Origin of the sequence: Parapedomonas caeni, from assembly GCF_041060555.1 — a bacterium.
Lineage (GTDB): Bacteria > Pseudomonadota > Alphaproteobacteria > Sphingomonadales > Sphingomonadaceae > CAUJIW01.
The window spans coordinates 36,199-53,101 of the sequence record NZ_JBEUDS010000013.1 but is presented as its reverse complement, the minus strand read 5'-3'; the positions used below and the strand labels follow the sequence as shown (position 1 = coordinate 53,101).

The following is a 16,903-nucleotide window of genomic DNA, read 5'->3' as shown; positions in this document are numbered from 1 at the left end:
ATTGACGCAATCCCCTCGCCTTGCGGGAGAAATGGGCTAACATGGCCTGCATCCGGTGGTGCGCCGCAGCAGCGGACACCCCAGCAGGAGCAGGCCATGACAGTCGCGTCGTCCGACACCCCCTTGTCGCTGCACGTGCTGATCGTCGATGACGACGATCTGGTGCTCGACTCCATCAGCGCCGAGGTGGAAAGCCTCGGCTGCACGGTGATCACAGCCGAGAGTGGCGACGCGGCCTGCGCGATCCTGGCCACCGGTTCACCAGTGGACACCGTGCTGACCGACCTCAATCTGCATGGCGGCATGGATGGCCGGGGGCTGCTGACGCATGTGCGCGCCCGTCACCCCACCATTCGCGTCGTTTTGATGTCGGGTAGCCTGACAGACGCCGATCAACTCTCCGAACCCAATTGTGCCGCCCTGCCCAAGCCATTTACCCGCGCGCAGCTGCGCGCCGCGCTCCACGGCGGGAACTGACCCACCAGCGCATCGCTGTCACGCTCCATCGCACCTGATAGGTGCGTCAGGGCGCCAAGCAGCAGACGCGATCAGGGTCTAGCCCAGATGCTGCGGATTGGTTACGTTGCGAATCATTGGGTGCCTGACGTTACGGAAGCCGGAACCGGACCGCTGCTCAGGCATGGGGGAGGGCGCATTCCATACAGCGGAACCGCCTGAAAATAAAAACAAAGGCACGCCGATATGAGCATGAGGCGCAAGTCGGGCCAACACGCCACATCGCAAGGGGCAAGGGTAAATCTGAGTTTTCTGCCGGACCTGCTTCAGCATAGTGTCCGGCGGGCGCAACTGCACCTCTGGCGCGACTTCGCCAGCGAGGTTGGCCAGGGAGAACTGCGCCCCGGACAGTTCAGCACGCTCGCGCTGATCGTCGCCAACCCCGGCATCTCCCAGATCGAACTCTCGCGCGAGCTGGACATCGACAAGGCGACCATCGTGTCGCTGATCGACCTGCTGGAACGCGAGGGTCTGGCGGAGCGGCGCCAGTCCGCTGACGATCGCCGCCGCCATTGCCTGCACGCAACCGACAGGGGCCGGGAAACGCTGACACAGATGCGCGAGGCGGTTTTCCGCCAGGAAGAGAAATACCGGGCGTTGTTCACGCCCGACGAACTGCGTGCGCTTATCGGCATGTTGAATCGCCTGATCACGACCGCCAGCCACACCGCGGCACCGACGGATTGAGCATCCGTCGCGCCGTGCCGCGACCGGTTTCGGTTGACCCCCCCTGTCAGCCCCTTATCTAGAAGGGTCAACGAGTTGACGTGACGCCGCACGTGGCGGCGGGCAGCCGGCTTTGGACCGAGGTGTACCGCCTTTAGCCGGACCGACCCGATCGCCACGTTGACGAACCGCAGGAGTGAATGATGCGTGCACCGGTATGGCGAGCCCCGGCAACGATGTTACGGGAGTTTTTCCGCCTGGAGGCCGCCGGTGGCATCATGCTTCTCATTGCCGCCGCCATCGCCATCATCATGCGCAATTCACCGGCGGCGCCCCTTTATGACGCCTTCCAGGAACATCGTCTGACGCTCGGCATCGACAGTGCCAGCCTGACCAAGCCGCTGATTCTCTGGATCAATGACGGCTTGATGGCGATCTTCTTCCTGCTCGTCGGGCTGGAGATCAAACGCGAGATCGTCCAGGGCCAGCTGTCCAGCCGCGACCAGATCATCCTGCCAATGGTGGCGGCACTGGGCGGCATGGTGGTGCCCGCGATCATCTATGTGCTGTTCAACCACCAGGACGCCTCGGCCGTCCATGGCTGGGCGATCCCGTCGGCCACCGACATTGCCTTCGCCATCTGCATCTTCTCGCTGGCCGGCAAGGGCACTCCCCTGACGTTGAAGGTCTTGCTGACCGCCATCGCCGTGGTCGACGACATGGGCGCGATCATCATCATCGCCCTGTTCTACACCGCCAAACTCAGCCTGGGTTACCTGCTGGGCGCCGTTGTCTGCATGGTGGTGCTGGCAGCGCTCAACCGCTTCTACCCCAAGCGACTGTGGCCATTCCTGCTGGTGGGTGCGGCAATGTGGGTGTTCGTTCTGAAATCAGGCCTGCATGCCACCATTGCCGGCGTGGTGACGGCGCTGTTCATCCCGCTGCGGCTGCCACGTCGTGCCGATGTGTCGCCGCTGGAGACGCTGGAACACGCCCTGCACCCTTGGGTCGCCTTCGCGATCCTGCCTATCTTTGCCTTCGCCAACGCAGGCCTCGACCTGCGCGGCCTTTCGCTGGCCGATCTCGCCGCCCCCATCCCCATGGGCATCACCGCCGGTCTGGTGGCCGGGAAGCAGATCGGCGTGTTCGGTGCCTGTTGGCTGATGATCAAGGCCGGCTGGGTGCGGATGCCGGACGGCGCCAACTGGACCGGCCTCTATGGCATGTCGGTGATCTGCGGCATCGGCTTCACCATGAGCCTGTTCATCGGCGGGCTGGCCTTCCCCGGTGGGCTGCACGCCGACGACATCCGGCTGGGCATCCTGACCGGATCACTGATCTCGGCACTGGGCGGCCTGGCGCTGCTGCGGCTTGCCGCCCGGCAGCGCTGAACGCGCAACCGGGCGGACAGCATCGATCTTGCCGTCAGCGGGTGCCGGGGGCACCACTCTCGCCGCGAGCCCAGGCCGCGACATTCTCGTGCAGGATATCAAGCGGTACCGGGCCTGCCCCCAGCACCACATCGTGGAAGCCGCGGATGTCGAAGCGGTCACCCATGATGGCGCGCGCCGATTCACGGGCCTTGACGATCTCGGTCATGCCGATCTGGTAGGCGGTCGCCTGACCGGGATAGATGATGTAGCGTTCGACCGCCTTGGTCGCTTCGCCCACGGAATTTGGCGTGTTGTCGAGGTGATACTGGATCGCCTGCTCGCGGGTCCACTTCTTGGCGTGAAGGCCGGTGTCGACAACCAGCCGCACCGCCCGCCACAGCTCCTGACTCAGCCGGCCGAATTCGGCATAGGGGTCGGTGTAGAAACCCATCTCCTTGCCCAGCCGCTCGGCGTAAAGCCCCCAGCCCTCGGAATAGGCGGTGAAGCGGCCGAACTTGCGCAGGCTCGGCACATCCTTCAATTCACCCGAGATTGCCAGCTGCAGGTGGTGGCCGGGAATGCCCTCATGATAGGCCAGGGCCTCCAGCTGATATTTCGGCATGTCCTTCATGTCGTAGAGGTTGGCGTAATAGACGCCCGGCCGTGAGCCATCCGGCGCCGGCCGCTGGTAGAAGGCCTTGCCGGCGGATTTCTCGCGGAACGCCTCCACCGGCTTCACCACCATCTCCGCCCTGGGCAGTAGACCGAAATAGGCCGGCAGCTTGGCGCGGGCGGCGTCGATCACCCGCGTCGCCTCGGCGAGATAGGCGGCACGACCCCTGGCGTCGTTCCGGTAATATTGCTTCGGATCGTCCTGCACGGCCTTGAAGAAGGCCTTGAGGTCACCCTTGAAACCGACACGCGTCATCACCGCCGCCATCTCCTGGTGGATGCGGGCGACTTCAGACAGGCCAAAGCTGTGGATCTCGTCAGGCGTCAGGCTGGTGGTGGTGTAGTTGGCCAGCCGCTCGGCGTAATAGGCGGCGCCATCGGGCAGCTTCCACACGCCGTCATCATTGGTCGCCCGCGCTTCCTGAGCCTGCATCAGCGCGATCAGTTCCTCATAGGCGGGCTTGACCGCGCCCAGCAGCGCGGCACTGGCGGCGTCCACCAGCGCCTTCTCCTCGGCCGCCGGCAGCTTCAGCCTGGCGACCTTGGCCTTGAAGTCGGCCAGCAGCGTCGAGTCCGCGCCCTTGGTGAAGGGTGCTCCGGTAATGATGTTGCGTGCATCCGCGATGACGTAGGGGAACACCCACTTGGGCGGCATCACGCCCAGTGCCGCCCGCTTGCGGGTCTCGGCGAGCAACGTCGCCATCAGCGGTTTCAAGCCGTTGAGGCGCGAGACGTAGGCCTCGGCGTCCGCTTTGGTATCGATGCGATGCAGGTTGATGAGAAACGCCGGCAGCTGGCTCTGCGCGCCGTTCATCTGGTCGAACACATAGTCATGGTTGCGGAAGCGCAGGGCCGCTTCCTCGCGGCGGGCGTTGGATTCCATGATCCGCCACGACAGCCGCGCGTCCGGCGACAGCTTGGCGAAATCGAAGCTCTCGCGCATCACTGCAAGTGTCTTTGCGCGCCGCGCATAGTCGTCGATCGCACCGGCCTCCGACATGTCGTCCCACTTGCCATAGTCGGTCTTGATGCCGAGCTGGGTCTGGAAGGTCGGCGAGCTGGCGACCTCGGCCTGGAAGGCCTGCTCCAGAAAGGCATTGAAACGACTGGTCTCGTCCTCGGCCGCCTCGACAGGCGCCGCCAGGATGCTCAACGAGCCCATCGCAGTGGTGGTGGCGAGAGCCAGGGCGAATGACGTGGCGAAGGCGCGGAAAGCGCGCATGATGAACCCTCCTTGTTGCACGGCCGTACCCCCGGCGCAGACACGCGCCCCCGGCCTGAATGGCGGCAGGCTAACGCGTGCGGGGATCGACGCAAGATTATTTCAGCGCGACGCCAGCCACGCGCTCACGCCCCGCGCCGCCGCCCGGCCAGTGGCGAACGAAGCTTGCAGCAGATAACCGCCCGTCGGCGCTTCCCAATCCAGCATTTCACCAGACAGGAACAAACCCGGGCGATCACGAACCATCAGGCTTCCATCGAGCGCCCCAAGATTCACCCCGCCGGCGGTGGAGATCGCCCGCGCGATCGGTTGCGCCGCGAGCAGCGTCAGCGGCACCGCCTTCACCAGCGCCGCCAGCGCGCCTGCCTCGCGTGGCAACGCCACGCCATGGGCCTCACGCAGCAGGTTGACCGCCAGCGGCGACAGGCCCGCTGCCTTGCGCAGCACCGTCGCCAGCGAGGCTCCAGGGCGGGCCAGCGCCTTGGCGAGCTTCGCCGCCAGCGCGTCCAGCGGCTGGTCCGGCTTGAGGTCGATCGCGACACACGCCCGCCCCTCAGTGGCGATGGTGTCCCGGAGCGGGGCCGACAGGGCATAGACCGCGCCCCCCTCGATACCGGTGGCGGTCACCACCGCCTCGCCTCTTACGGTGCGCGCGCCCAGTGTCAGCGCGATGGTCTTGAGGGGCTGGCCCTGGAAGCGCGCGGCGAAGTCACGTGTCCAGCCGACGACAAAGCCGCAGTTGGCGGGTCGGAGCGGCGTCACCGCCATGCCGGCGGCGGCGAGCGGGGCCACCCAGTCGCCATTGGCGCCAAGCCGGGGCCAGCTCGCCCCACCCAGCGCCAGGATGGTCGCCGCCGGTTCCAGCGTCGCCACCGCGCCGTCGGGGCCGGCCACCAGCAGACGCCCCCCCTCGTCCCAGCCGCGCCAGTCGTGGCGGAGATTGATCGCCACCCCCAGGGCCTGCAGCCGGGCGATCCAGGCCCGCAGCAGCGGCGAGGCCTTGAGGGCGCGGGGGAACACCCGGCCGCTGGAGCCGACGAAAGTCGGCTGGCCCAGCCCCTCGCACCAGGCGACGAGATCGGCGGGCGGGAAAGCCTCGACCGCCGCCGCCACCGGGCCGGCCGCCGGGCCGTAGCGGGCGAGAAAGGCCGGCAGCGGCTCGCTGTGGGTGAGGTTGAGACCGCCGCGCCCGGCCATCAGGAGTCGCCGGCCCAATGAGGGCATGCGCTCGTACAGCCGGACCACCAGGCCGGCGCGCGCCAGTGTCTCGGCGGCCATCAGCCCGGCCGGGCCACCGCCGACGACGGCGACCCAGCGGGCATCGCCGCCGGCGGGCGGGGCGGGGGTTGTCGCGGCGGTTGGCAGGGTATCCATGGCGCCTCCCTAGCCCAAGTCCGCCGTCAGGGGAAACGCACCGTGCGTGCTCGGCACCGCGCGCCTTAGGGGACAGGCGACAAGGCCCTTGCTGGACAGGCCGGCAAAGCGCCCTAAACTCGCCGCCACGGCTGGTCACGGCCGGGACAGGTGTTGAGCAGTGGAGTTGGGCATGCAGGGACGGCGGCTTGATTGGGTGAGGACGGCGGCGCTCGCCATGCTGGCGCTGGCCGCCCCCCCCGCGCGGGCCCAGGTCGCCTACGAGGCCCAGGTCAGCCGCGACGCGCCGAAGGCGGCGGTGCCGGGCCGCACGTCGATGGTGGTCTCGGCCAACCCTATCGCCACCGCCGCCGGTCGGGAGATCATCGACGCCGGCGGTTCGGCGGTGGATGCCGCCATCGCCATGCAACTCGTGCTGGGCATCGTCGAACCGCAGTCGCAGGGCATTGGCGGTGGCGGCTTCCTGCTCACCTTCGACGCCGCCAGCCGTGAGATCACCAGCTTCGACGGCCGCGAGACAGCGCCGGCCTCGGCGACGCCGGCGCTGTTCTTGGACGCCGACGGCAAGCAGCGCCCGTTCCCGCAAGGCTATGTCGGCGGCCATACGGTGGGCGTGCCCGGCATGTTGCGGATGATGGAGATGGCCCACCGCCGCCACGGCAAGCTGGCGTGGGTGCGGCTGTTCCAACCGGCGATCCGCATCGCCACCGACGGCTTCGCCATCTCGCCACGCCTCAACGCAGCCTTGACCAGCGCCCGTGACATCGCCCGCCAGTTCCCGGCGATGCACAGTCATTACTATCAGGCCGACGGCACGCCCAAGCCGGTAGGCACGGTGCTCAGGAACCCCGAGCTTGCCCAGCTGCTGCGCGAGATCGCCACCGGTGGCGCGGACGCTTATTATGTCGGCCCCGCCGCCGCCCGCGCCGCCACCGCCATCAGCACCGCACCGCTGTCGCCGGTGCCGGTGACGGCCGCCGACTTCGCCGGCTACCGCGCCATCGAGCGACCGGCGGTGTGCGGCGGCTACCGCGTCTACACGGTGTGCAGCATGGGGCCGCCATCGTCCGGCGCCACCACCCTGCTGGGTGAGCTGAAGATGCTGGAGCGCTTCGATCTCAAGGCGCTGGGACCGACGTCACCCCAGGCCGTCCACCTGATCGCCGAGGCGACCGCGCTGGCCTTCGCCGACCGCGAGATGTACCTCGCCGATCCGGCGTTCGCCGAGGTGCCGGTGGCCGGCCTCACCGACCCCGGCTACCTGCGGGGGCGCGGCCGGCTGATCGACCCCGACAAGGCCGGACCGCCAGCGACCGCCGGCACGCCACCGGGGCTGGTGCAAAGCGCATGGGCACCGGGCCGGAGCGCCGACCTGCCCTCGACCAGCCACTGGGCAGTTGTGGACAAGGCCGGCAACGCCGCCACCTTCACCGGCTCCATCCAGTCCGGTTTCGGCAGCTTCATCATGGTCGACGGCTATCTGCTCAACAACGAGTTGACCGACTTCGCCATGCGCCCCGAAGCCAATGGCACCCCCGTCATCAACCGCGCCGAGGCCGGCAAGCGGCCGCTCAGCTCGATGTCGCCGACGCTGGTGTTCGACGACCAGGGCCGGCTGGTGCTGGCGCTGGGCTCGGCCGGCGGCAGCCGCATCATCGGCCATGTGCTGAAAACCGTCGTCGGCGTGCTCGACTGGGGGCTCGACGTGCAGCAGGCCATCAGCCTGCCCAACCTGCACGGCGACAATCCGCGCATCGAGGTGGAGGCCGGCACCCCACTGGAGGCACTGACCCCGGCGCTGGAGGCCATGGGCCACACGGTGGTGACGCGGGCCAACATCTCCGGCCTGACCGGCATACAGGTCGTCCACGACGCCGATGGCGCGGCGCACTACCTCGGCGGCGTCGATCCGCGCCGGGAAGGCATCGCCAGCGGCGACTGAAGGCAAGATCAGCGGCGACTGAAGGCGACGCCCCCCGCGCAGACCTGTTGCTCTTTCATGACAATGATGCCCTTATTAGACGTAATCATAAGGATGTCCCTGGGAGAGGTTCGGGCGTGAAGACACCGGACAAGTGGAACAACCTGGTCGAGATGCTGTTCGACCAGGCGGCGACGAAGGGCGAGCGGCCGTTCCTGTGGTCGAAGCAGGACGAAGCGTGGCAGCCGATCAGCTGGGCGGAGACCGCCCGGCGGGTGGCGAAGCTGGCCGGCGCCCTGAAAACGCTGGGCATCCGTCCCGGCGACCGGGTGGTGATCGTTTCCGAAAACCGGCCGGAATGGCTGATCGCCGACATGGCGATCATGGCCGCCGGCGCCGTGACCGTGCCGGCCTACACCACCAATACCGAGCGCGACCACCTGCACATCCTGGAGAACTCGGGTGCCGTCGCCGCCTTCGTCTCCGGCCCGAAGCTCGCCAAAACCCTGCTGCCGGCGGTGTACCAGACCGCCACCTGCCGGATGGTGATCGGCATGGAGCCGCTGCGCATCGGCCAGGCCTCGGTCGCCCAGATTCATGACCTCGACTCCCTGCTGGCCGCCAGCGCCACCAGCGTCGAGGAAGCGCGCGGCTGGGCCACCTTCCAGCGCACCGATATCGCCTGCCTGATCTATACCTCCGGCACCGGCGGCGCGCCGCGCGGGGTGATGCAGCATCACGGCGCCATCCTGCACAATGTCGCGGGAGCCGGCGCCATCGTCCGCGAGGACTTTCCGCCCAGCGACGACGTGTTCCTCTCCTTCCTGCCGCTCAGCCACGCCTATGAGCACACCGGCGGCCAGTTCCTGCCGATGTCGCTGGGGGCCGAGATCTACTATGCGGAGGGTCTCGAAAAACTCGCCGCCAACATCGAGGAAGCCCGGCCGACCATCATGGTGGTGGTGCCCCGCCTGTTCGAGGTGCTGCGCACCCGCATCTCCAAGGCGATCGAGAAGCAGGGGCGGCTGCCGGCGCTGCTGCTTGACCAGGCCCTGCGACTGGGCGCCCGACGCTACGCCGGCGAGCCGCTGGCCTGGTGGGAGGGCTGGCTTGACCGGCTGCTTGACCGCACCATCCGCAAGCGCGCCCAGGCCCGCTTCGGCGGCCGGCTGAAAGCGATGGTGTCCGGCGGCGCGCCGCTGACGCCCGATGTCGGCATCTTTTTCTTCGCCATCGGACTGCCGCTGCTGCAAGGCTATGGCCAGACCGAGGCCGCGCCGATCATCTCCTGCAACCGGCCGTCGCGGGGGGTGCGGATGCACAGCGTCGGCCCGCCGATGACCGGGGTCGAGGTCAGGATCGCCGAGGATGGCGAAATCCTGGTACGCGGCGAGCTGGTCACCCAGGGCTACTGGCAGAACCCCGAGGAGACCGCGCGGGTGCTGGTGGATGGCTGGCTGCATACCGGCGATATCGGCCATATAGACGAGGCCGGCCACATCGTGATCACCGACCGCAAGAAGGACATCATTGTCAACGACAAGGGCGACAATGTCTCGCCGCAGCGGGTCGAGGGGATGCTGACGCTGGAGCCGGAAATCCTGCAGGCGATGGTGTATGGCGACAAGCGCCCGCATCTCGTCGGTCTGGTGGTGCCCGACCCCGACTGGGCGCGTGACTGGGCTCCTGCCCATGGCAAGACGAGCGACCTGCAGGCCCTGCATGCGGATACGGATTTCAAGCGGGCGCTGGCGGCGGCGGTCGACCGGGTCAACGCCCGGCTGTCGGTGATCGAGCGGGTCCGGCGCATCGCGATCGCCGATGCGCCCTTCTCTGTCGAGAACGAGCAGATGACGCCGACGCTGAAGATCCGCCGCCATGTCATCAAGCGCGCCTACGGTACCCGGCTGGAACAGCTCTACGGTTAGTCCGTGCGCCCCGCCGCCAAGCACGCCGCCCGCCGTCAAGGCGATTGTCGCGACGGTGACGACGCAGCAGTGCTCTGTTGCCTCTTTCCAGTCATCCCCGCCATGGCTAGACCTGCCTGTCGGCGTGCGGATCATTTTCCGTCAACGAGCGGGTCGTTCGCCGGACATACAGCAAGTGACGCCGGAAAGGAGCCAGCGTGGCACGGGGCGATTTCAGGTTCTCCTACGACAAGCGGGTGCGTTACGCCGAGATCGACGCCCAGGCGGTGGTCTTCAACGCCCGCTATCTTGACTATGTCGACATCGGGCTCACCGAATACTGGCGCGAGATGGGCATCCATACCCTGCCCGGCCCGGACATGGTCGACTTCCAGGTGGTCAAGGCGGTGGTCGAGTACAAGAGATCGATCGTCTTCGACGAAGTGATCGCCATCTGCATGCGCACCAGCCGCATCGGCCGTTCGAGCATCCACACCACCTACGAGATTCACGGCCCCGGCGGAGAAGACCTGCGGGCGAGCGGCGAGATGATCCACGTCCATGTCAGCCCCGACTACAGCACCTCACAGCCGATTCCCGACTGGGTGGTCGCCCGCATCGAGCAGTTCGAGGGCCGTACCCTGCGCCAGATGGAGTTTTCCGCATGAGATACCTGCACACCATGGTCCGCGTGTCGGACGTCGATGCCTCGCTGCGCTTCTACTGCGACCTGCTGGGCCTGCGCGAACTGCGGCGGATGGAAAACGAGGCCGGCCGCTTCACCCTGATCTTCCTCGCCGCCCCCGGCAACGAGCTGGCGCAGGTGGAGCTGACCTACAACTGGGACCAGCAGGGCTATGACGGCGGCCGCAACTTCGGCCACCTGGCCTATGAGGTGGACGACATCTACGCCGCCTGCCAGCGGCTGATGGACGGCGGCGTCACCATCAACCGGCCGCCGCGTGATGGCCACATGGCGTTCGTGCGTTCGCCCGACGGCATCTCGGTGGAACTGCTGCAGGCGGGCAAGGCGCTGCCGCCGGCCGAGCCGTGGGCATCAATGCCCAATACCGGCAGCTGGTAACGCCGGCTGGACTTCCGGTCGCGCGGGCATAACATTGATGGTTCACCCCCCGGCAAACGGGTGGCCACGTTCCTCGTCTTCGGCAGCCGCATGAGGATGACCCATGAGTACCGCCACGGCAACGCTCACCATCGCCCAGCTTCCGGTGCTGGATGACAACTATGTCTATCTCGCCCACGATGCCGCCAGCGGCGCCTGCGCGGTCATCGACCCGGCCGTCTCGGTACCGGTGCTGGAGGAGGCCAATCGTCGCGGCTGGCGCATTACCCATATCCTGAACACCCACTGGCACCCCGACCATGTGGGCGGCAACCAGGCGATCAAGGATGCAACCGGCTGCCAGATCATTGGCCCGCGCGCGGAAGGCGACAGGATTCCCGGCCTCGACCGGGCGGTCGGGGAAGGAGACCGCGTCCGCATCGGCAAATCGGAAGCCGTGGTGATGGACGTGCCGGGCCACACCGGCGGCCACGTGGTCTATTATTTCGCCGAGGCCGGCGTGCTGTTCTCCGGTGACACGCTGTTCGCGCTGGGCTGCGGCCGGCTGTTCGAGGGCTCGCCGGCGCAGATGTGGGATTCGTTGGCCAAGATCCGCGCCTTGCCCGACGACACCACGGTCTACTGCGCGCACGAATACACCCAGAGCAACGGCCGCTTCGCGCTGGCCGTCGACGAGGGCAACGCCGCGCTACAGGCCCGCATGGCCGAGATCGTCCGCCTGCGCGACCAGGGACGGCCGACGGTGCCGTTCCCGCTCGGACTGGACAAGGCGACCAACCCGTTCCTGACCGCCCGCACCGTTGACGAGTTCGCCCTCCGGCGCGCGGCAAAAGATTCATTTCGCGGCTGAGCCGCGGGGAGACAACTTTCGCGGCTCAGCCGCGAGGGGAGACAGCTTTCGCGGCTCAGCCCAAGGATATATCCTGCGGCGCCACCACCAACGTCATGGCCGGGCGTGTCCCGGCCATCCACGACTGGCGGCGTTCGCGTCGGCGCCGGCGGTGTTCGCGTGGATGCGCGGGTCAAGCCCGCGCATGACGGATCAGGGTTGCGGCGGGGTAGCGCCCGGTGTCGCTGACACGCCGGCGGGAGCCGCTGCCTCGGCCGGGCCGGCGTTGACGAGATTCTCCCGCGCGATCGCCGCTTCCGGGCCGTCGGGCGCCAGCGCGATCACCCGGGTCCAGTCGGCGCGGGCGGTGGCCATGTCCTGCCCCAGCGCCGCGATGGTCGCCCGTTCGAGATAGGCCAGCGGTTCGTCCGGCGCCAGCTGCACCGCCGCGTCGATGTCGGTGCGGGCGCCGGCGAGATCGCCGGTCTTGCGCCGCGCGGTCGCCCGCAGCAGCCAGGCGTCCGGCCGGCCCGGCAGCAGCCCCACCGCCCGGTCGAGATCCTTGGTCGCCGCCGCGAAGTCGCTCATCGCCGCCGCCGCGCGGGCCCGGTCGATCAGCAGGTCGCCCTGCAGGCCCGGGCGGGCCTCGGCCTGCGTCACCGCCCGGCTGAGCAGCTCGTAGGCCCGGGCGCCATCACCGGCCAGCAGCGCGGCGTTGCCGGCCTGGCCGTAGAGATCGGCCGACGTGACCGCGCCGCGCGCCATGCCCTCGGGCAGGCCCCGGCCGGCCTCCATGTCCTGGGCCGCCTGCTCCAGCGCCGCCGCCGCCCGTTTGGGCTGCCCCTGCGCCAGCAACGCCAGCGCCAGGCAGTGCTTGGCGGCCACCCCGCCGCCCTCGTCGCGCCAGCGACTGGCGGCGGCGATCGCCTGGGCGGGGTCGGTGCGCGCCTGGGCCAGACAGGCCGCGTAGCGACGGGCGGCCGGACTGGCGGCTTCCATCGCCGCGGCCGCCGCGACGGCGGGCGTCGCGGTGCCAAGGGCGGTGGCGAGGACAGCGGCAAGCGCCAGCAGGGCGGGCAACGGCGGACATCTGGTCATGCCGCCGGTGTAGCAGGTCAGCCGCGCAGAGTCGCCGTCAGCTCGTCGACGGTGGCGCACAGCAGGGCGAGATCGGCCTCGCGCGACAGCCGGTGGTCACCATCCTTGAGCAGCTGGATGCGCACGTCGTCGCTGGTCAGCCGGTCGGCGATGTCGAGCGCCAGCCGCCATGGCACGTCCGGGTCGCGCTGGCCCTGCAACAGCCGCACCGGGCCGGCAAAGGGGATCGGCTTGTCGAGCAGCCGGTGGCGGGCGCCATCCTCGAACAGGGCGCGGGTATAGACATAGGGGTCGGGGCCATAGGCGCTGGGTACCGCCACCTGGCCATCGCGGGCCAGCCGCGCCTGCTGCGCCTCGTCGAGCGAGGCGAACAGTCCCCAGTCGGTGAAGTCCGGCGCCGCCGCCAGCAGCACCAGGCCCGCCACCCGCTCCGGTCGGGCCAGCGCCACCAGCAGCGCCAGCCAGCCACCCATGCTGGACCCCACCAGCAGCAGCGGCCCGGTGGTGGCCGCGTCCAGCACCGCCAGCACGTCGTCGCGCCAGCGGCCGATGGTGCCGTCGGTGAAGGCGCCGCCGGAGGCGCCATGGCCGGAGCAGTCGAGCCGGACATAGGCCTGGCCGCGTGCCGCCAGATGGCCCGCCAGCGCCTCGGCCTTGCCGCCGCCCATGTCCGACATGAAGCCGTGCAGGAACACCACCGTCGGGCCGTCGCCGGGCTGGCGGCGGTAGGCCAGCGCCACGCCGTCGCCGCGGTCGAGCCGCTGGATGTCAGCCGTCGCCGGATCGCGCATCATCACTTGTCGCTCCCGTCCATCATGCCGGCGCCAGCCGGCAAGTAACCAAGGTCGATGACGATAGTGACACGACGGACCGGGCACCAGATGGGAGCGGCTGCATAGCCAGCCCACCGTGATGACCTTGCCCTGGGCCACCTGCTCCGCCTAGACTTGGCAATCACGCAGCGCCCCGCGCAATCGGGTACCGCTCCCCGAGAAGTCAAGGATATCGCCATGCGCCGCGTTACGCCCGGCCCGCATCTCTTCCAATCCCTGTGCGGCACCGGCATCGCCGCCAGCCTCGTGGCCGCGATCTGCACGACGCCGGCACACGCCGACCCGTTGCCGGAGCCAGTGGCGGCGATGATCCGCGCGGCCAGCGGCGACGCCGCCAAGCTCGACGTCGTGACGTCGGTGGCCCGCGCCACCAACCCGCGGTCGCTGGCGGAGATCGACACGCTGGTCGCCAGCCTCGCCGGCGTGAGGGCGCAGTCAACGCCCGTCGTGGTCGCCACGGCCGACGAGGCCCCGCAAGCGCCGGAACCGGCTCCGGATCGTGGCTGGCTGGCCGACTGGACCGGCACCCTGGAGGCAGGGGCCAGCCGCTCCACCGGTAACAGCAAGGACGTCGGCCTGCTGCTGAAGGGCACCGCCAGCCGCGAAAGCGACCGCTGGCGGCACAAGCTCAACGCCCTGCTCGATCGCAAGAAGAGCGACGGCGAACTCACCCGAGCCCGCACGCTGGCCGACTTGCAGTTCGATTACAAATTCGACGGCCCCCTGTCGCTGTACGGCCTGGTGGGCTGGGAGCGGGACCGTTTCGCCGGTTACAGCCGGCGTTTCACCGAGTCCGTCGGCGTCGGCTATCGCCCGCTCGACCGGGAGACAATGACACTCAACCTGACCGCCGGTCCTGCCTTCCGTCAGATCCGCTTCGTCGATGGCAGCCGCGAAAACGAGATCGCCGGTCGCGGCGCGCTGTCCTACCGCTGGCAGATCCACCCGGCGGTGGAATTCGCCCAGGTGGCGGCCCTGGTGCTCGACGGCTCCAACACCTATACCGCCACATCATCACTGACGAGCAAACTGATCGGCGCGGTGTCGGCCCGGCTGTCCTACGACGTGATCCACGAGTCGGACCCGATCGCGGATCTCGCCCGCACGGACACCACGACGCGCTTCTCGGTGGTTTACAACTACTGAGCCGCAAATCCTGAGCGGGCAGCCTGATTCACGCCCGCGAGGCCGCTTCCCGGCTTCCCTCGCAAACGACCAGGCCAGAACTGGCAGCCTGATTCACGCCCGCGAGGCCGCTTCCCGGCTTCCCTCGCAAACGACCAGGCCAGAACTGGCAGCCTGATTCACGCCCGCGAGGCCGCTTCCCGGCTTCCCTCGCAAACGACCAGGCTGCTATAGGGTGCCGGCCCGTTGAACTTTAGGATGGCCCCGATGCCCGAGATGATCCGCGTAACGCTCCCCGATGGCTCGCAGCGAGAGCTGCCGCGCGGGACGACGGCGGCCGACGTCGCGGCCAGCATCGGCGCCGGCCTCGCCAAGGCGGCGCTGGCCGCCCGCGTCGACGGCACGCTGTGGGACATCAACCGGCCGCTGGAGCGTGACGTCCAGCTGGCCATCGTCACCGCCCGCGACGAGAAGGACGCGCTGGAGCTGGTGCGCCACGACTATGCGCACATTCTGGCGGAAGCCGTGCAAAGCCTGTTCCCCGGCACCCAGATCACCTTCGGGCCGGCCACCGACGACGGCTTCTACTACGACTTCGCGCCGCGCGATCGTGCCTTCACCGAGGAGGATCTGCCGGCGATCGAGGAGGAGATGCGCCGCATCATCCGCGCCGACAAGCCGCTCCGGCGCGAGGTGTGGCGCCGCGAGGACCTGATCCGCCGCTGGCAGGAGCAGGGCGAGACGTTCAAGGCGCAATGGGCCGCCGAACTGCCGGATGGCGACGAACTCACCGTCTACTGGTCGGGCGACGACTGGCTGGACATGTGCCGCGGGCCGCACCTGGCCTCGACGGCCAAGGTGCCGGTCGACGCCTTCAAGCTGACCCGCGTTTCCGGCGCCTACTGGCGCGGCGACCAGAACAACGCCATGCTCAGCCGCATCTACGGCACCGGCTGGCTGACCAAGAAGCAGCTCGACGAGCACCTCACCCGGCTGGAGGAGGCCGCCAAGCGCGACCACCGCAAGATCGGCCAGGAGATGAACCTGTTTCACCTCCAGTCGGAGGCACAGGGCTCGGTGTTCTGGCACCCCAAGGGCTATATCCTGTGGCGGCAGCTGGAGGCCTATATGCGCCGCCGGCAGGATGCCGCCGGCTATGTCGAGGTCAAGACGCCGCAGCTGATGGACGCCCGCCAGTGGGAACAGTCCGGTCACTGGGGCAAATACCGTGAGAACATGTTCGTGGTGCCCGACGAGATCCCCGGCACCGAGGAGGATGCGCCCGTACTCTCCGGTGCCGCCGACCTGATGGCCCTGAAGCCGATGAACTGCCCGGCGCACGTGCTGATCTTCCGCCAGGGCATCAAGAGCTACCGCGACCTGCCGCTGCGTCTGGCCGAATTCGGCTGCTGCCACCGCAACGAGCCCCATGGCGCGCTGCACGGCATCATGCGGGTACGCCAGTTCACCCAGGACGACGCCCACATCTTCGTCCGCGAGGATCAGCTGATCGACGAGATCCGCGACTTCTGCGACCTGCTGGACTCGGTCTACAAGGACCTGGGTTTCGAGCACTACGCCATCAAGCTGGCGCTGCGGCCGGAAAAGCGCTTCGGCGACGACGCCATGTGGGACAAAGCGGAGCAGACGCTGCGCGACGCCGTGCGTGCCGCCGGCCGCGACACGCCAGCTTATGGCTGGGAGGAACTGCCGGGCGAAGGCGCCTTCTACGCGCCCAAGCTTGAGTTCCACCTCACCGACGCCATCGGCCGCACCTGGCAGGTGGGCACCATCCAGGCCGACACCGTGCTGCCGGAGCGGCTGGACGCGTCCTACATCGGCGAGGACGGCGAACGTCACCGTCCGGTGTTGTTGCACCGGGCCATTCTGGGCACGTTCGAGCGTTTCATCGGGATTCTGATCGAGCACCATGCCGGCCGCTTCCCGCTGTGGCTGGCGCCGGTGCAGGTGGTGGTCGCCACCATCGTCTCCGACGCCGACGCCTATGCCGCCGACGTGGTGGCGGCACTCAGGGCCGCCGGCCTGCGCGCAGAGCTGGACGTGCGTAACGAGAAGATCAACTACAAGGTCCGTGAGCACAGCCTGGCCAAGGTCCCCTACCTGCTGGTGGTGGGCAAGCGCGAGGCCGAGGAACGCACGGTCGCCGTGCGCCGGCTGGGCTCGGACGAGAAGCAGGAAGTGGTGGCGCTCGACGCCATCACCGAGCGGCTGCGTCTGGAAGGCACCGCGCCTGATCTGCGCTGCCGCTGAGCCGACCGGGAC

The 16,903-nt window shown here is 68.5% G+C and carries 14 protein-coding genes; 10 read left to right on the top strand and 4 right to left on the bottom strand.

The features are described 5' to 3' along the window. Nucleotides 1-96: 96 nt before the first annotated feature. From ABU113_RS10295 to nhaA, 3 genes are all read left to right on the top strand, one after another. Nucleotides 97-477: a response regulator gene (locus ABU113_RS10295; RefSeq protein ID WP_454559427.1), complete on the top strand. Its 381-nt coding sequence runs from the start codon at nt 97-99 to the stop codon at nt 475-477. 225 nt (nt 478-702) lie between these two features. Further along, nucleotides 703-1,203 carry a MarR family winged helix-turn-helix transcriptional regulator gene (locus ABU113_RS10290; protein ID WP_454559426.1) on the top strand — a complete coding sequence of 167 codons (501 nt, stop codon included), beginning with the start codon at nt 703-705 and terminating at the stop codon, nt 1,201-1,203. Between the two features lie 215 nt (nt 1,204-1,418). Then, the gene (gene nhaA / locus ABU113_RS10285) at nt 1,419-2,573 is read left to right on the top strand and encodes a Na+/H+ antiporter NhaA (RefSeq protein WP_454559425.1); all 1,155 of its coding nucleotides are present in this window, start codon (nt 1,419-1,421) and stop codon (nt 2,571-2,573) included. Between the two features lie 34 nt (nt 2,574-2,607). Here the strand turns inward: nhaA and ABU113_RS10280 are convergent, their stop codons facing one another. Continuing rightward, nucleotides 2,608-4,449: a DUF885 domain-containing protein gene (locus ABU113_RS10280; protein ID WP_454559424.1), complete on the bottom strand. Its 1,842-nt coding sequence runs from the start codon at nt 4,447-4,449 to the stop codon at nt 2,608-2,610. 102 nt (nt 4,450-4,551) lie between these two features. After that, nucleotides 4,552-5,823 carry an NAD(P)/FAD-dependent oxidoreductase gene (locus ABU113_RS10275; protein ID WP_454559423.1) on the bottom strand — a complete coding sequence of 424 codons (1,272 nt, stop codon included), beginning with the start codon at nt 5,821-5,823 and terminating at the stop codon, nt 4,552-4,554. A 172-nt stretch (nt 5,824-5,995) separates the two neighbouring features. Between ABU113_RS10275 and ggt the strand changes: the two genes are divergently transcribed. The 5 genes from ggt (at nt 5,996) to gloB (ending at nt 11,585) form a co-directional block, all read left to right on the top strand. Further along, nucleotides 5,996-7,765 carry a gamma-glutamyltransferase gene (ggt, locus tag ABU113_RS10270; protein ID WP_454559422.1) on the top strand — a complete coding sequence of 590 codons (1,770 nt, stop codon included), beginning with the start codon at nt 5,996-5,998 and terminating at the stop codon, nt 7,763-7,765. Nucleotides 7,766-7,881: 116 nt separating this feature from the next. Beyond that, nucleotides 7,882-9,672: an AMP-dependent synthetase/ligase gene (locus tag ABU113_RS10265; RefSeq protein ID WP_454559421.1), complete on the top strand. Its 1,791-nt coding sequence runs from the start codon at nt 7,882-7,884 to the stop codon at nt 9,670-9,672. Nucleotides 9,673-9,869: 197 nt separating this feature from the next. Next, nucleotides 9,870-10,319: an acyl-CoA thioesterase gene (locus tag ABU113_RS10260; protein WP_454559420.1), complete on the top strand. Its 450-nt coding sequence runs from the start codon at nt 9,870-9,872 to the stop codon at nt 10,317-10,319. After that, nucleotides 10,316-10,735, top strand: a complete 420-nt coding sequence (locus ABU113_RS10255; RefSeq protein WP_454559419.1) for a VOC family protein — start codon at nt 10,316-10,318, stop codon at nt 10,733-10,735. Before ABU113_RS10260 ends, ABU113_RS10255 begins: the two co-directional genes overlap by 4 nt. Before the next feature lie 103 nt (nt 10,736-10,838). Continuing rightward, on the top strand, nt 10,839-11,585 hold the full coding sequence (gene gloB / locus ABU113_RS10250) for a hydroxyacylglutathione hydrolase (RefSeq protein WP_454559418.1): 747 nt from the start codon (nt 10,839-10,841) through the stop codon (nt 11,583-11,585). A gap of 192 nt (nt 11,586-11,777) precedes the next feature. Here the strand turns inward: gloB and ABU113_RS10245 are convergent, their stop codons facing one another. Next, the gene (locus ABU113_RS10245; protein ID WP_454559417.1) at nt 11,778-12,662 is read right to left on the bottom strand and encodes a tetratricopeptide repeat protein; all 885 of its coding nucleotides are present in this window, start codon (nt 12,660-12,662) and stop codon (nt 11,778-11,780) included. Between the two features lie 17 nt (nt 12,663-12,679). Beyond that, a complete protein-coding gene (locus ABU113_RS10240; RefSeq protein WP_454559470.1) occupies nt 12,680-13,453 on the bottom strand; it encodes an alpha/beta hydrolase in 774 nt (257 codons plus the stop codon). Between the two features lie 219 nt (nt 13,454-13,672). On the opposite strand from ABU113_RS10240, the gene ABU113_RS10235 reads away from it, so the two are divergent. Both ABU113_RS10235 and thrS read left to right on the top strand, forming a co-directional pair. Then, nucleotides 13,673-14,641, top strand: coding sequence for a DUF481 domain-containing protein (locus ABU113_RS10235; RefSeq protein WP_454559416.1), 969 nt, complete (start codon nt 13,673-13,675; stop codon nt 14,639-14,641). 246 nt (nt 14,642-14,887) lie between these two features. Then, nucleotides 14,888-16,891, top strand: coding sequence for a threonine--tRNA ligase (gene thrS / locus ABU113_RS10230; RefSeq protein ID WP_454559415.1), 2,004 nt, complete (start codon nt 14,888-14,890; stop codon nt 16,889-16,891). Nucleotides 16,892-16,903: the final 12 nt, after the last annotated feature.

Bases quoted from the DNA above. Each gene is read 5' to 3' on its own strand.
- ABU113_RS10280 (WP_454559424.1), bottom strand. From the start codon at position 4,449: ATGCGCGCTTTCCGCGCCTTCGCCACGTCATTCGCCCTGGCTCTCGCC.
- ABU113_RS10245 (WP_454559417.1), bottom strand. From the start codon at position 12,662: ATGACCAGATGTCCGCCGTTGCCCGCCCTGCTGGCGCTTGCCGCTGTC.
- ABU113_RS10295 (WP_454559427.1), top strand. From the start codon at position 97: ATGACAGTCGCGTCGTCCGACACCCCCTTGTCGCTGCACGTGCTGATC.
- gloB (WP_454559418.1), top strand. From the start codon at position 10,839: ATGAGTACCGCCACGGCAACGCTCACCATCGCCCAGCTTCCGGTGCTG.
- ABU113_RS10290 (WP_454559426.1), top strand. From the start codon at position 703: ATGAGCATGAGGCGCAAGTCGGGCCAACACGCCACATCGCAAGGGGCA.
- thrS (WP_454559415.1), top strand. From the start codon at position 14,888: ATGCCCGAGATGATCCGCGTAACGCTCCCCGATGGCTCGCAGCGAGAG.
- ABU113_RS10275 (WP_454559423.1), bottom strand. From the start codon at position 5,823: ATGGATACCCTGCCAACCGCCGCGACAACCCCCGCCCCGCCCGCCGGC.
- ABU113_RS10235 (WP_454559416.1), top strand. From the start codon at position 13,673: ATGCGCCGCGTTACGCCCGGCCCGCATCTCTTCCAATCCCTGTGCGGC.
- nhaA (WP_454559425.1), top strand. From the start codon at position 1,419: ATGTTACGGGAGTTTTTCCGCCTGGAGGCCGCCGGTGGCATCATGCTT.
- ggt (WP_454559422.1), top strand. From the start codon at position 5,996: ATGCAGGGACGGCGGCTTGATTGGGTGAGGACGGCGGCGCTCGCCATG.
- ABU113_RS10255 (WP_454559419.1), top strand. From the start codon at position 10,316: ATGAGATACCTGCACACCATGGTCCGCGTGTCGGACGTCGATGCCTCG.
- ABU113_RS10240 (WP_454559470.1), bottom strand. From the start codon at position 13,453: ATGCGCGATCCGGCGACGGCTGACATCCAGCGGCTCGACCGCGGCGAC.